The sequence below is a fragment of the Mycobacterium sp. 1465703.0 genome, assembly GCF_001672975.1.
Classification (GTDB): Bacteria; Actinomycetota; Actinomycetes; order Mycobacteriales; family Mycobacteriaceae; genus Mycobacterium.
The window spans coordinates 45,572-59,532 of sequence record NZ_LZKU01000127.1; the positions used below are offsets into that span (position 1 = coordinate 45,572).

A 13,961-nucleotide genomic window follows, 5' to 3' on the forward strand; every position below is an offset into this window, starting at 1 on the left:
CAATGGCCGATGTCTATTTTCCTTAACGCGGATTCCAAAGTAATCGTCCAGGGCATCACCGGTGGTGAGGGCACCAAGCACACCGCGCTCATGCTCAAGGCCGGCACCCAGGTGGTGGGCGGGGTCAACGCCCGCAAAGCGGGCACCACCGTGTCGCACGTGGACCCGGTCGGCAAGGACGTTGAACTACCCGTCTTCGGCAGCGTCGAGGAAGCGATGAAGGAGACCGGGGCCAACGTGTCGGTCGTCTTCGTGCCGCCGAAATTCGCCAAGGACGCGATCATCGAGGCCATCGACGCCGAGATCCCGCTGCTGGTGGTCATCACCGAGGGAATCCCGGTGCAGGACAGCGCATATGCCTGGGCCTACAACGTCGACAAGGGCCAGAAGACGCGCATCATCGGGCCGAACTGTCCCGGCATCATCACCCCGGGCGAGGCGCTGGCCGGCATCACCCCGGCGAACATCAGCGGCCCCGGGCCGGTCGGGCTGGTGTCCAAGTCGGGCACTCTGACCTACCAGATGATGTACGAGCTGCGCGATTTCGGCTTCTCCACCTCGATCGGTATCGGTGGTGACCCGGTGATCGGCACCACCCACATCGACGCCATCGAAGCGTTCGAGAAGGACCCCGACACCAAAGTCATCGTGATGATCGGCGAGATCGGCGGTGACGCCGAGGAGCGTGCGGCCGACTACATCAAGGCCAACGTGTCCAAGCCGGTCGTCGGCTACGTCGCGGGATTCACTGCGCCGGAAGGCAAGACGATGGGCCATGCGGGCGCCATCGTGTCCGGCTCGTCGGGTACCGCGGCCGCCAAGAAAGAGGCCTTGGAGGCGGCCGGGGTCAAGGTAGGCAAGACCCCGTCGGAGACCGCCGCGCTGGCTCGCGAGATCCTGCAAAGCCTGTAGCGCTCGCCTGTGGCGATCGCGAGCGCGGCGTAGCGAGCCGGCCCCGGATTTTGCCGGGGTCCGGCGCTGCGGTAGATAGTGGGTCTATGAATCTCGACCCGCACACGCCTGTCATCGTCGGCGTGGGGCAGTTCACCGAGCGCATCGAGGACTCCGGCTATCGCGGGATGTCGTCGGTGGAGTTGGCGACGGCAGCGGCGCAGGCCGCACTGCATGACTCCGGGGCCGACGTCAGCGCGGTCGCAGCGGCCATCGACACCGTCGCCGCGATCCGGCAGTTCGAGCTCTCCGGGCGCACTCCGGCGCCGATGGGCAAGTCGAACAACTACCCGCGGTCGGTGGCCAAGCGCATCGGCGCGACACCGGCCCGCGCGATTCTCGAGCCGATCGGCGGCCAGGGCCCCCAGCATCTGGTCACTGAATTCGCCGGCGTCATCGCCTCGGGGGCGGCCGAGGTCGTGATGATTTTCGGCTCCGAGAACACCTCGAGCATCCGGTATTTCGCCGACCGGGATAAGCCGGATCATTCCGACACGGTCGAGGGTTCCCTCGAAGACCGGGGCTTCGGCTACGACGGTCTGTTCGATGACTACACCGTCGCGCATGGCCTCATCGGCGCGCCGGCCCAGTATGGGCTGCTGGAGAACGCGCGCCGGGCGCGGCTGGGCTTGAGCGTCGCCGACTACCGGCGCCAGATGGGCGAGCTGTTCGCCCCGTTCACCAAAGTGGCGGCGAAGAACCCGTTCGCCTCTTCCCCGGTGGAACGCAGCGTCGACGAGCTCATCACCGTGACCGCCTCCAACCGGATGATCTGCGATCCGTACCCGAGGCTGCTGGTGGCCCGCGACCAGGTCAACCAGGGCGCGGCCGCGCTGATGATGTCGGTGGCGGCCGCCCGCCGGCTCGGCGTGCCCGAGGAGCGCTGGGTGTACCTGCACGGTCACGCCGACATGGTGGACCAGCCGCTGCTGGACCGCCTCGACCTGACCTACAACTCCGCGTCGGTGCTGGCGGTCCGCGAAGCCCTCGCCGGAGCCGGTGTCGGCATCGACGGCGTCTCGACCTTCGATCTCTACAGCTGCTTCCCGGTGCCGGTGTTCAACTTCTGCGACGGGATGGGTCTGGCCGCCCACGATCCGCGTGGGCTGACCCTCACCGGCGGCCTGCCGTACTTCGGCGGACCGGGCAACAACTACTCACTGCACGGCATCGCCGAGACGGTCAGCGAAATGCGGGACCGCCCAGGGCAATTCGGCCTGGTCGCCGCCAACGGCGGGATCATGAGCAAGTACTCCGTCGGGGTGTACTCAACCACGCCGGTGAACTTCACGCCCGACAACAGCGCCGCACTGCGCGCCGAGGTCGCCGCCCGTCCCAAGATGCCGGTGACCGTCAAGGCCGACGGATCGGCGACCATCGAGACCTACACCGTGCGCTACGACTGGCCGGCGCACACCGGCATCATCATCGGGCGCCTCGATGACGACGGCAGCCGCTTCCTGGCCCTGGCCGAGGACCCCGATCTTGTCGGTCTACTCAGCGACGGCGAGCCGCTCGGGGCGCCGATCGTGGTGCGGCCGACGGAGAAGGACAACCGGGCCGTGCCGGCCTGAGCGTCAGACGAGAGCCGCTAGTTTGCCGGCCAGCCGTTCGACGTAGGCGGCGACCTCGTCCTCGGACTTGTCGGGCAGACCGAACAGCACCTCGGTCACCCCGAGCTCGGCCCATTTGGCGAGCTTCTCGGGCACCGGCTTGAAGTCCAGGGCCACGATCTGGGGGGCGCCGTCGCGGTCGGCGGCGGCCCAGGTGTCCTGAAGGAGCTTCACCGGCTCGTCGATGTTGAAGTCGCGGGGAGTGGTGATCCACCCGTCGGCGCTGCGGGCGATCCACTTGAAGTTCTTCTCGGTGCCGGCGGCACCGACCAGCAGCGGGATGTGCGGCTGCACCGGCTTGGGCCAGGCCCAGCTGGGACCGAACTTGACGAATTCACCGTCGTACTCGGCTTCTTCTTCGGTCCACAGTGCCCGCATCGCCTCGATGTATTCGCGCAGCATGGTGCGGCGGCGCCCCGGCGGCACCCCATGATCGGCGAGTTCGTCGGTGTTCCAGCCGAATCCGACGCCCAGGCTGACCCGACCGCCGGACAGGTGATCAAGCGTGGCAATACTTTTCGCCAACGTGATCGGGTCGTGTTCGACCGGCAGCGCCACCGCGGTGGACAGCCGCACCCGCGAGGTGACCGCGCACGCCGCGCCCAGGCTTACCCACGGGTCTAGTGTCCGCATGTAGCGGTCGTCGGGCAGCGATTCGTCCCCCGTCGTCGGGTGAGCCGCCTCGCGCTTCACCGGAATGTGCGTGTGTTCTGGCACGTAGAACGTCTGAAAGCCGTGGTCGTCGGCAAGCTTCGCGGCCCTCGCCGGGGAGATGCCGCGGTCGCTGGTAAAAAGCACAAGCCCGTAATCCATGCAGAGAATTAGAACGTGTTCTACCTCTGCTGGGCAAGCTGTCATGACACGGACCGTCTCGCGAAAGGTTCGCCGCACCGTCGGTGTGGGCGCCGCAGCCGAAGCCAGTGGCAGCGGCACGCTTTGCCGCACGTGCGCTAGCGTGGGTGATCGACCGCGTCGCTAACGCAGCGATGCGCCTGGAAGCACAGCGTTGCACTGCAACTATCGCGCCCGCTAAGCAGTTCAAGGCACTGGAAGCAACAGGAGGAGCCATGACGTACTCTCCCGGAAGCCCGGGCTATCCACCGGCGCAGCCAAGCGGCACCTATTCAGGCGCCACACCGTCCTTCGCCAAAGACGACGACGGGGCGAGCAAGCTGCCGTTCTACCTGAACATCGCGGTGGTGGTGTTGGGTCTGGCCGCCTACCTGCTGAACTTCGGCCCCACCTTCACCATCGGCGCCGACCTCGGCCCGGGCATCGGCGGACGCGCCGGCGACGCGGGCACTGCAGTCGTGGTTGCCTTGCTGGCCGCGCTGCTGGCCGGGCTGAGTCTGTTGCCCAAGGCCAAGAACTACTCGGGAATCGTCGCGGTCATCGCTGTTCTGGGTGCGTTGCTGGCCATCACCGAGACCATCAACCTGCCCGCCGGCTTCGCGATCGGCTGGGCGATGTGGCCGCTGGTGGCCGCGGTCGTCCTCCAGGCAATCGCCGCAGTCGTCTCGGTGTTGCTGGACTCCGGGGTGATCACGGCGCCGGCGCCGCGGCCCAAGTACGACCCGTACGCGCAGTACGGCCAGTACGGGCAATACGGCGGCCAATACGGTCAACAGCCTTACTACGGTCAGCAGCCGGGCGCGCAGCAGCACGGCCAGCACCAGTCGCCTCAGGGATACGGGTTGCAGTACCCCGGCTACTCGCCGGGCGCGGCACCGACCCAGAGCGGCGTTCCGACCGGCGGTTTCGGCGCCCAGCCTGCGCCGCAGTCGGGTGCTCAGCAGTCCGCGCAGCAGCACGGTCCGTCCACGCCGCCCACCGGCTTCCCCAGCTTCAGCCCGCCGCCCAACACCGGCGGGTCGGAGTCGAAGACAACCAACTACTCCGAGCAGGGCGGCGGTCAGCAGTCCTTCGGCCAGGAGCAACAGTCCGGGTCATCCCCGTCTGGGCCAGCGCCCAGCTAATCGTGCGCTGTCTCGCCTAGTCGGGGACGTGCCCCAGAGTGACACGGGTGGAGGACAACCGGGCAGCAGGCGCTCGCCAGGCGCGTGACCTCGTCAGGGTCGCGTTCGCCCCGGCGGTGGTGGCACTGGTCATCATCGCCGCGATCACCCTGATCCAGTTGTTGATCGCCAACAGCGACATGACCGGCGCGCTGGGCGCCATCGCCAGCATGTGGCTCGGCGTGCACCAGGTACCCGTCTCGATCGGTGGCCGCGAGTTAGGCGTGATGCCGCTGCTGCCGGTCCTGCTGATGGTTTGGGCCACCGCGCGCAGCACGGCGCGGGCCACCACGCCCTACTCGTCGTGGCTCGTCGTCCGCTGGGTTGTCGCTTCGGCGCTGGGTGGCCCGCTGCTGATGACGGCGATCGCGCTGGCGGTCATTCACGACGCGTCGTCGGTCATCACCGAGCTGCAAACACCCAGCGCGCTACGCGCGTTCTTGAGTGTGCTGGTGGTGCACGCCGCCGGCGGCGGGATCGGGGTGTGGTCCCGGGTCGGGCCGCGCGCGCTGGAGGCGTCGTCACTGCCGTTGTGGCTGGGCGATTCGCTGCGCGCCGCGTGCGCCGGCCTGTTGGCGTTGCTCGGGCTGTCCGGCCTGGTGACGGCCGGGTCGCTGGTGGTGCACTGGTCGACGATGCAGGAGCTCTACGGCATCACCGATTCGATCTTCGGTGAGTTCAGCCTCACCCTGCTGTCAATGCTGTACGCGCCCAACGTGATTGTGGGCACGGCGGCGATCGCCGTCGGATCCAGTGCTCACATCGGATTCGCGACCTTCAGTTCTTTCACCGTGTTCGGTGGTGATATCCCGGCCCTGCCGGTGCTGGCCGCGGTGCCCAGGCCGCCGTTGGGTCCGGTCTGGGTGGCGCTGCTCATCATCGGCGCGTCGTCCGGTGTGGCGGTCGGCCAGCAATGCGCCCGCCGTGCGTTGCCGTTGCCTGCGGCCATGGCCAAACTGCTGGTCGCCGCCGTCGTCGGGGCGTTGGTGATGTCATTGGTCGGCTACGCCGGCAGCGGCCAGCTGGGTAACTTCGGCCACGTCGGGGTGGATCAGGGCGCGCTGCTGGTCGGGGTGTTTTTCTGGTTTGCGGTCGTCGGTGGGATCACCGTGGTGATGACCGGCGGGATCAGGCGTCGTCCCCGACGGGCCAAGTCCAAGCCGGCGCCCGCGGCAGCGGCCGCGGAACCCGCGGACTTCGGCGGCGGTTTCGACGAGGCGCAGGATCGGCTGCCGGCCGACGAGCCGCTCGAGGAGGAACTGTTCGACGGGGACAGCGCACCAGACGACGCTTCGGGTGACTCCGCGGATCACGGCACGTTGGTCGGTGACGAGGTTGCAGCACCCGCCGACGAAGCGGCTGCGCCCGAACCGGAGCAGAGGCCGACCGAGCGTGATCCCGAGGATTAGCCGGTTTGCCCGCCTCTGAGCGACACCTGTGGTTCGACCGGCGCGGCGTCGGCTGATTGTCGCTCAGAAGCGGGCAATTCGTCTGCGGCCAGCCTGATCGTCGGGCGCACATCGTCGCCAGTAGGCTCGCCGATGTGGTCGAACCGCTCCATGTGCCCCCGAATGCACCGGCACGGGTGGTGGTGCTGGCGTCTGGCACCGGATCGCTGCTGAACTCACTGATGACTTCGGCCGTCGGGGACTACCCGGCCCGGGTGGTGGCCGTGGGTGCCGACCGCGACTGCCCGGCAACCGAGATCGCCGCGGCCGCCTCGGTGCCCACCTTTACCGTCCGGCTCGGTGATCACCGCGACCGCGACGCCTGGGACGCCGCCATCACCGAGGCCACCGCCGCCCACTCGCCCGACCTGGTGGTCTCCGCAGGTTTTATGAAAATCCTTGGGCCGCAGTTTCTTTCGCGATTCTACGGCCGCGTCATCAACACCCATCCCGCGCTACTGCCGGCGTTTGCCGGCGCGCACGGGGTGGCCGACGCGTTGGCCTACGGTGTGAAGGTCACCGGCTGTACGGTGCACCTGGTGGACGCCGGGACGGACACCGGGCCAATCCTGGCGCAGGAATCCGTTTCGGTGCTCGACGGCGATACCGAAGAGACTCTGCATGAACGCATCAAAGTCACCGAACGGAAGCTGCTGGTGGACGTGGTGGCCGCGATCGCAACCGGCGGCCTGACCCTGGTCGGGAGAAAAGCGACGATCGGACGAAAGGCGACCAACCGATGAGCACCGACGACTGGCGGGAAGACGCCAAACGGCCGATCCGCCGCGCCCTGATCAGCGTGTACGACAAGACCGGGCTCGTCGACCTCGCCCAGGGGCTGGCGGCCGCGGGCGTCGAGATCGTCTCGACCGGATCCACCGCGAAGGTCATTGCCGAAGAAGGCATTCCGGTGACCCGGGTCGAGGAGCTGACCGGTTTTCCTGAAGTACTCGACGGCCGAGTCAAAACACTGCACCCGCACGTGCACGCGGGCCTACTGGCCGACCTTCGCAAATCCGAGCACGCCGCGGCACTCGAGGAACTTGGAATCGCGGCGTTCGAGCTCGTCGTCGTCAACCTGTACCCCTTCACCGAGACCGTCGACTCCGGCGCGAGCATCGATGAATGCGTCGAACAGATCGACATCGGCGGCCCGTCGATGGTGCGGGCCGCCGCCAAAAACCATCCCAGCGTGGCGGTGATCACCGACCCGCAGGGCTACGACGGAGTGCTCGCCGCGGTACGCAACGGCGGCTTTACCCTCGCGGAGCGCAAAAAGCTGGCCTCGCTGGCGTTTCAGCACACCGCTGAATACGACATCGCGGTGGCCAGCTGGATGGAGGAGACGCTGGCTCCCGAACATCCGCCGACCACCTTCCCGAAGTGGCTAGGCCGCAGCTGGCGCCGCTCGGCGATGCTGCGCTACGGCGAGAATCCGCACCAGCAGGCGGCACTGTACAGCGACCCCGGCGCGTGGCCGGGACTCGCGCAGGCCGAACAGCTGCACGGAAAAGAGATGTCCTACAACAACTTCACCGATGCGGATGCGGCCTGGCGGGCCGCCTTCGACCACGAAGAAACCTGCGTGGCAATCATCAAGCACGCCAACCCATGTGGGATCGCCATCTCGTCGGCATCGGTCGCGGACGCACATCGCAAGGCTCACGAATGTGATCCGCTGAGTGCCTTCGGCGGCGTCATCGCGTCCAACACCGAAGTCAGCCTGGAGATGGCCGAATTCGTCAGCACCATTTTCACCGAGGTCATCGTCGCGCCCGCCTACCAGCCTGCAGCCCTGGACGTCTTGACCCGCAAGAAGAACATCCGGGTGCTGGTGGGTTCGGAGCCGCTGAGCGGTGGGACCGAACTGCGGCCGATCAGTGGTGGACTGTTGGTGCAGCAGCGTGACGAGCTTGATGCGCACGGCGACAATCCGGTGAATTGGACACTGGCCACCGGCTCACCCGCCGATCCGGCGATGCTGGCCGATCTGGTGTTCGCCTGGCGCGTATGTCGTGCCGTCAAATCGAACGCGATCGTCATCGCCGGCGGCGGGGCGACCCTCGGTGTCGGCATGGGTCAGGTGAATCGAGTCGACGCCGCGCGGCTGGCCGTCGAACGCGGCGGCGACCGGGTACGGGGCGCGGTGGCGGCCTCGGATGCGTTCTTCCCGTTCCCCGACGGACTCGAGACGCTGACCGGCGCCGGAGTGAAAGCGATCGTGCATCCCGGCGGGTCGGTGCGCGACGACGAGGTGACCGCGGCGGCCGCCAACGCCGGCATCACGCTGTACCTCACCGGCGCGCGTCACTTCGCCCACTAGTTGCGCACCGGCGCCCATTGGTCGCGGTGTAACCAGCCTCGCCGGTGTCAATAAGCGCGCAGTGAACGCCCTTGGCATGACTCGGTTGACCGCTCGTCGTAGCGTGGAGTGGTGACGTCATCGACCAACCTGCCCCGCACTGTCGGCGAACTGCGTGCCACCGGTCACCGGGAACGTGGAGTCAAGCAGGAAATCCGGGAAAATCTGCTGACCGCATTGGCCGCGGGAGACGACATCTGGCCGGGCATTCTGGGATTCGACGACACCGTCTTGCCCCAGCTCGAGCGCGCGTTGATCGCGGGTCACGACTTTGTTCTGCTCGGCGAGCGCGGCCAGGGTAAAACCCGGCTGTTGCGCGCGCTGACCGGATTGCTCGACGAGTGGACACCGGTGATTGCCGGCGCCGAACTGGGTGAGCATCCCTTCTCGCCGATCACCCCGGAGTCGATCCGTAAGGCCGCCACCCTGGGCGACGACCTGCCGATCGAGTGGAAGCACCGCAGCGAGCGCTACACCGAAAAGCTCGCCACTCCGGACACCAGCGTTGCCGACCTGGTGGGCGACATTGATCCGATCAAAGTCGCCGAGGGCCGCAGTCTTGGCGATCCGGAGACCATTGCCTACGGATTGATTCCGCGTGCGCACCGCGGCATCGTCGCCGTCAACGAACTGCCCGACCTCGCCGAGCGCATCCAGGTGTCGATGCTCAACGTGATGGAGGAGCGCGACATTCAGGTCCGCGGCTACACGCTGCGGCTGCCGCTGGATGTGTTGGTGGTCGCCAGCGCCAACCCCGAGGACTACACCAACCGTGGCCGCATCATCACTCCGCTCAAAGACCGGTTCGGGGCGGAGATCCGGACCCACTACCCGCTGGAGCTCGACGCGGAAGTCGGTGTGATCCTGCAGGAGGCGCACCTGTCCGCCCAGGTTCCCGATTACCTCATGCAGATCATCGCCCGGTTCGCCCGGTGTCTGCGGGAGTCCAACTCCGTCGATCAACGCTCCGGGGTGTCGGCGCGGTTCGCCATCGCCGCCGCGGAGACGGTCGCCGCCGCCGCTCGGCACCGGGGTGCGGTGCTGGGGGAGACGGACCCGGTGGCCCGGGTGGTCGACCTGGGCACCGTGATCGACGTGCTGCGCGGCAAGCTGGAATTCGAGTCCGGAGAGGAAGGCCGCGAGCAGGCCGTGCTCGAACACCTGCTGCGCCGGGCGACCGCGGACACCGCGTCCCGGGTGCTGGGTGGCATCGACGTCGGTTCGCTGGTCAGCGCGGTCGAGGGTGGTTCGGCGGTGACGACGGGTGAGCGGATCTCGGCCAAGGACGTCTTGGCCGCGGTCCCGAGCCTGCCGGTGGTGGACAAGATCGCGGCCAGGGTCGGTGCGCAGTCGGAAGGCGAACGCGCCGCGGCGCTGGAACTGGCGCTCGAGGCCCTGTACTTGGCCAAGCGCATCGACAAGGTGTCCGGAGAGGGTCAAACCGTCTATGGCTAAAGGCCATTCCTCGCGCTACTCGGCGTATACCGGCGGGCCCGATCCGCTGGCCCCGCCGGTGGATCTGCGCGAGGCGCTCGAACAGATCGGCCAGGATGTGATGGCCGGCACGTCACCGCGCCGAGCGTTGTCCGAGCTGCTGCGCCGCGGCACCAAGAACATGCCCGGTGCGGATCGGCTGGCCGCCGAGGCCAATCGGCGACGACGGGACCTGTTGCGGCGCAACAACTTAGACGGAACTCTGCAGGAGATCAAGAAACTGCTGGATGAGGCCGTACTGGCCGAACGCAAGGAACTGGCCCGCGCGCTCGACGACGACGCCCGGTTCGGCGAACTGCAGCTGGACGCGCTGCCGTCGTCGCCGGCCAAGGCCGTACAGGAGCTCTCGGACTATAACTGGCGCAGCGGCGAGGCCCGCCAAAAGTACGAGCAGATCAAGGATCTGCTCGGCCGCGAGATGCTGGACCAACGCTTCGCGGGCATGAAGGAGGCGCTGGAGGGCGCCACCGACGAGGATCGTCAGCGGGTCAACGACATGCTCAACGATCTCAACGACCTGTTGGACAAGCACGCCCGCGGCGAGGACAGCCAGCAAGACTTCGACGAATTCATGGATAAGCACGGCGAGTTCTTTCCGGAGAATCCGCGCAACGTCGACGAGTTGCTGGACTCACTGGCCAAGCGGGCCGCCGCCGCGCAGCGCTTCCGCAACAGCCTGAGCGCCGACCAACGAGCAGAACTGGATGCGTTGGCGCAGCAGGCTTTCGGCTCGCCATCGCTGATGCAGGCGCTGAACCGCCTCGATGCGCACCTGCAGGCGGCTCGCCCGGGGGAGGACTGGGGCGGGTCCGAGCAGTTCTCCGGTGACAACCCCTTCGGCATGGGTGAGGGCACCCAGGCGCTGTCCGACATCGCCGAGCTGGAGCAGCTGGCCGAGCAACTCTCGCAGAGCTACCCGGGTGCGACCATGGACGATGTCGACCTCGACGCGTTGGCGCGCCAACTCGGCGACGAGGCGGCCGTCGACGCCCGCACGCTCGCCGAATTGGAGCGCGCGCTGGTCAATCAGGGCTTCTTGGACCGCGGCTCCGACGGCCAGTGGCGACTGTCGCCCAAGGCCATGCGCCGACTCGGCGAGACGGCATTACGCGATGTCGCGCAACAACTTTCGGGTCGACGCGGTGAGCGCGACCACCGTCGCGCAGGGGCGGCCGGCGAACTCACCGGCGCCACTCGACCCTGGCAATTCGGTGACACCGAGCCGTGGAACATCTCCCGCACGTTGACCAATGCCGTTCTGCGGCAGGCGGGAACGGCCACCCTGGACGGCCTGGACGGGCGGCTGAACATCACCGTCGACGACGTCGAGGTCTCCGAGACCGAGACCCGCACCCAGGCCGCGGTCGCCCTGCTGGTCGATACGTCGTTTTCCATGGTGATGGAGAATCGCTGGCTGCCAATGAAGCAAACAGCGCTGGCGCTCAACCACCTGGTGTGCACGCGTTTTCGTTCGGATGCCTTGCAGATCATCGCTTTTGGACGTTATGCCCGGACGGTGACCGCCGCCGAGCTGACCGGTCTGGAGGGCGTTTACGAACAGGGCACCAACCTGCATCACGCGCTGGCGTTGGCCGGTCGCCATCTGCGCCGGCACCCCAACGCGCAGCCCGTCGTGCTGGTGGTGACCGATGGTGAGCCGACCGCGCACCTGGAGGACTTCGACGGCGACGGCACCACCGTGTTCTTCGACTATCCACCGCATCCGCGGACCATCGCCCACACCGTGCGCGGCTTCGACGAGATGGCGCGCCTGGGTGCCCAGATCACCATCTTCCGGCTGGGCAGCGACCCGGGTCTGGCCCGGTTCATCGACCAGGTCGCCCGGCGCGTCGAGGGACGGGTCGTGGTGCCCGACCTGGACGGGTTGGGAGCGGCCGTGGTCGGCGACTATCTGCGGTCGCGCCGCCGCCGGTGAACCTCGGCTCGGCATCTCACGTCATGTCAAGGGGATAGGTCTGTTCCCAACCGGGTACAGGGACGAAGAAGGAGGAGAGGCATGAGCAAGGTCCCAACCATCGAACTCAATGACGGTGTCGGCATTCCGCAGCTGGGTTTCGGGGTGTTCCAGATCAAGCCCGACGAGACCGCGGCGGCGGTCAAGACGGCGCTTGACATCGGATACCTCCACATCGACACCGCCGAGATGTACGGCAACGAAAAGGAAGTCGCACAAGGAATTCGGGACGCGGGCCTCGACCGCGGTGATGTCTTCGTCACCAGCAAGCTCAACAACGGATTTCACCGACCCGACGATGCGCGCCGCGCCTTCGACCAGACGCTGAAGGCGCTGGATTCCGACTACGTCGACCTGTTCCTCATCCACTGGCCGCTGCCCACCCTCTACGACGGTGACTTCGTCTCGACGTGGAAGGTCTTCGAAGAGTTCGCCCGGGACGGACGCGCCCGCAGCATCGGTGTGTCGAATTTCCAAGTCGCACACCTGGATCGGCTCGCCGACGAAACCGGCACTGTCCCGTCGGTCAACCAGATCGAGGTGCACCCGTATTTCGCCAACGACGAGGTCCGGGCCTACGGCCGCGAGCACGGCATCGTCACCGAGGCGTGGTCGCCGATCGCCCAGGGCAGGGTGCTCGACGATCCGGTGATCAACCGCGTCGCCGAGGCCCGCGGCAAGTCAGCGGCGCAAGTGGTGTTGCGCTGGCACATTCAGCGAGGCGACATCGTCTTCCCGAAATCGGTGACACCGGAACGGATCAAAGCCAACTTCGAACTGTTCGACTTCGAGTTGGACGACTCTGACATGGACGCGATCTCAGGGCTGGACAAAGGTGAGGCCGGACGCAATGGCCCCAACCCCGACACGTTCGATTACGTGCCCGACTAGGGCTGCTGCTGCTCCCCGCGTGGTCTGCGGGCTTTGCGGATGATGCCCACCCCGCCCCACAGCGAGAAGCCACGAATGTGCACGGTCGGCGCTCCGGGAGTGCCTTTGCCGAGGACGGTGCGGTCGAAGTTTCCCATCACGCCGCGGCCGTGCACCTCGACGTTGACTTCGGGCGGCAGCAAAATATTTTGGACGCCCATAATCGACATTGCATGGATGTCGACCTCGGTCGAGGTGAAGTCGGCGTAGCGCAGATCGACCACCCCGCTGCCCCACAGGGTGAAGGTGGTGAGCTTCTTCGGGACGTTCCATCGGCCGCGGCGCTCGAAGCCGCTCATCAACGCCAGCAGCAGCGTCGAGGGCGCCGGATTGGGCTTGCCGCCGCGGCGCGGGCTGATCGGTGCGCCCGGCAGATCGGCACGCAGCCGGTCCAGTTCTTCATACGTCGTGGCCGCATAAGCCCTGGTCAGACGGTCTTCATAGTCGTTGAGCTGCAGGCGGCCCTGCTCGGCCGCGTATGCGAGCAGCTGGGCAAGTTGGATGCGGTCGGTATCCGCCGCGCGCGATGGCTCGCCGTGCGTGTCCTCCGCATCCCGTTGCGTAGAGTTGCTCATCACCTACGAGCCTACGACGTCCGGGTTTTGCTGCAAGAGGATTGTTCAAACTGCAACCTTGATCCGGTGCGCGCCGCACCGCCGGCCGGCCGGGCTGACCCTCTGTTTGACATCTGGCTAACTTGTCGCCTGGCTAACTCGTCCAGTTGGGTGCTCGCTTTTCCAGGAAGGCCAGCATGCCCTCGCGGGCTTCGTCGGACACGAAGAGCCGCGCTGACTCCTCTGCGAGCCGTTCGGCGTCGCGGTCGAATCTTTCGAGCACCGCGGCCGTCGTCAGTGCCTTGGAAGCCGCCAGGCCCTGAGGCGAACCGCGGGCGATATCGGAGACCAGTTCGTCAACCGCCGCGCCGACGTCCTCGGCCGCCAGCGTGATCAGTCCGATCTCCGCCGCTTGCCCGGCGCCGAATTTCTCGCCGGTCAGGTAGTAGCGGGCGGCGGCCCGCGCAGTACCTTCGCACTGACCGAGGCCCGGATCGGCGTCGCCCCGGCGATCATCTCGCTGACGCTGCTGCCGAAACTGTCTGCGCGGGCCGCCGCCCGCTACTACCTGACCGGCGAGAAATTCGGCGCCGGGCAAGCGGCGGAGATCGGACTGATC

The 13,961-nt window shown here is 67.1% G+C and carries 12 protein-coding genes; 9 read left to right on the plus strand and 3 right to left on the minus strand.

Features of this window, described 5'->3' with window-relative positions; all coding sequences use genetic code 11:
- Positions 1-9: 9 nt before the first annotated feature.
- The gene (sucD, locus tag A5625_RS11230) at positions 10-912 is read left to right on the plus strand and encodes a succinate--CoA ligase subunit alpha (RefSeq protein WP_066993017.1); all 903 of its coding nucleotides are present in this window, start codon (positions 10-12) and stop codon (positions 910-912) included.
- A gap of 86 nt (positions 913-998) precedes the next feature.
- The gene (locus A5625_RS11235; RefSeq protein ID WP_066993019.1) at positions 999-2,525 is read left to right on the plus strand and encodes an acetyl-CoA acetyltransferase; all 1,527 of its coding nucleotides are present in this window, start codon (positions 999-1,001) and stop codon (positions 2,523-2,525) included.
- 3 nt (positions 2,526-2,528) lie between these two features.
- Here A5625_RS11235 and A5625_RS11240 read toward each other — a convergent pair whose 3' ends face one another.
- Entirely contained in the window at positions 2,529-3,377 is an 849-nt protein-coding gene (locus A5625_RS11240; protein WP_066993022.1) for an LLM class F420-dependent oxidoreductase, read from the minus strand.
- 254 nt (positions 3,378-3,631) lie between these two features.
- Between A5625_RS11240 and A5625_RS11245 the strand changes: the two genes are divergently transcribed.
- The 7 genes from A5625_RS11245 (at position 3,632) to A5625_RS11275 (ending at position 12,749) form a co-directional block, all read left to right on the plus strand.
- A complete protein-coding gene (locus A5625_RS11245; protein ID WP_066993025.1) occupies positions 3,632-4,540 on the plus strand; it encodes a DUF5336 domain-containing protein in 909 nt (302 codons plus the stop codon).
- A gap of 47 nt (positions 4,541-4,587) precedes the next feature.
- The gene (locus A5625_RS11250) at positions 4,588-5,988 is read left to right on the plus strand and encodes a DUF6350 family protein (RefSeq protein ID WP_082984367.1); all 1,401 of its coding nucleotides are present in this window, start codon (positions 4,588-4,590) and stop codon (positions 5,986-5,988) included.
- A 134-nt stretch (positions 5,989-6,122) separates the two neighbouring features.
- Positions 6,123-6,770, plus strand: coding sequence for a phosphoribosylglycinamide formyltransferase (purN, locus tag A5625_RS11255; RefSeq protein ID WP_066993027.1), 648 nt, complete (start codon positions 6,123-6,125; stop codon positions 6,768-6,770).
- On the plus strand, positions 6,767-8,350 hold the full coding sequence (purH, locus tag A5625_RS11260; RefSeq protein ID WP_066993030.1) for a bifunctional phosphoribosylaminoimidazolecarboxamide formyltransferase/IMP cyclohydrolase: 1,584 nt from the start codon (positions 6,767-6,769) through the stop codon (positions 8,348-8,350). Before purN ends, purH begins: the two co-directional genes overlap by 4 nt.
- A gap of 108 nt (positions 8,351-8,458) precedes the next feature.
- Positions 8,459-9,844, plus strand: coding sequence for an ATP-binding protein (locus tag A5625_RS11265; protein ID WP_066993033.1), 1,386 nt, complete (start codon positions 8,459-8,461; stop codon positions 9,842-9,844).
- The gene (locus tag A5625_RS11270; protein WP_066993036.1) at positions 9,837-11,819 is read left to right on the plus strand and encodes a VWA domain-containing protein; all 1,983 of its coding nucleotides are present in this window, start codon (positions 9,837-9,839) and stop codon (positions 11,817-11,819) included. Before A5625_RS11265 ends, A5625_RS11270 begins: the two co-directional genes overlap by 8 nt.
- Before the next feature lie 81 nt (positions 11,820-11,900).
- Positions 11,901-12,749 (plus strand): aldo/keto reductase, encoded by an 849-nt coding sequence (locus tag A5625_RS11275; RefSeq protein WP_066993039.1) that lies wholly within the window; start codon positions 11,901-11,903, stop codon positions 12,747-12,749.
- On the opposite strand, the gene A5625_RS11280 is transcribed toward A5625_RS11275, so the two are convergent.
- Both A5625_RS11280 and A5625_RS11285 read right to left on the minus strand, forming a co-directional pair.
- A complete protein-coding gene (locus tag A5625_RS11280; RefSeq protein ID WP_066993042.1) occupies positions 12,746-13,363 on the minus strand; it encodes a DUF1707 domain-containing protein in 618 nt (205 codons plus the stop codon). The genes A5625_RS11275 and A5625_RS11280 overlap by 4 nt on opposite strands.
- Before the next feature lie 133 nt (positions 13,364-13,496).
- On the minus strand, positions 13,497-13,961 hold a 465-nt coding region (locus A5625_RS11285; protein WP_232003595.1), incomplete at its 5' end, for an enoyl-CoA hydratase-related protein.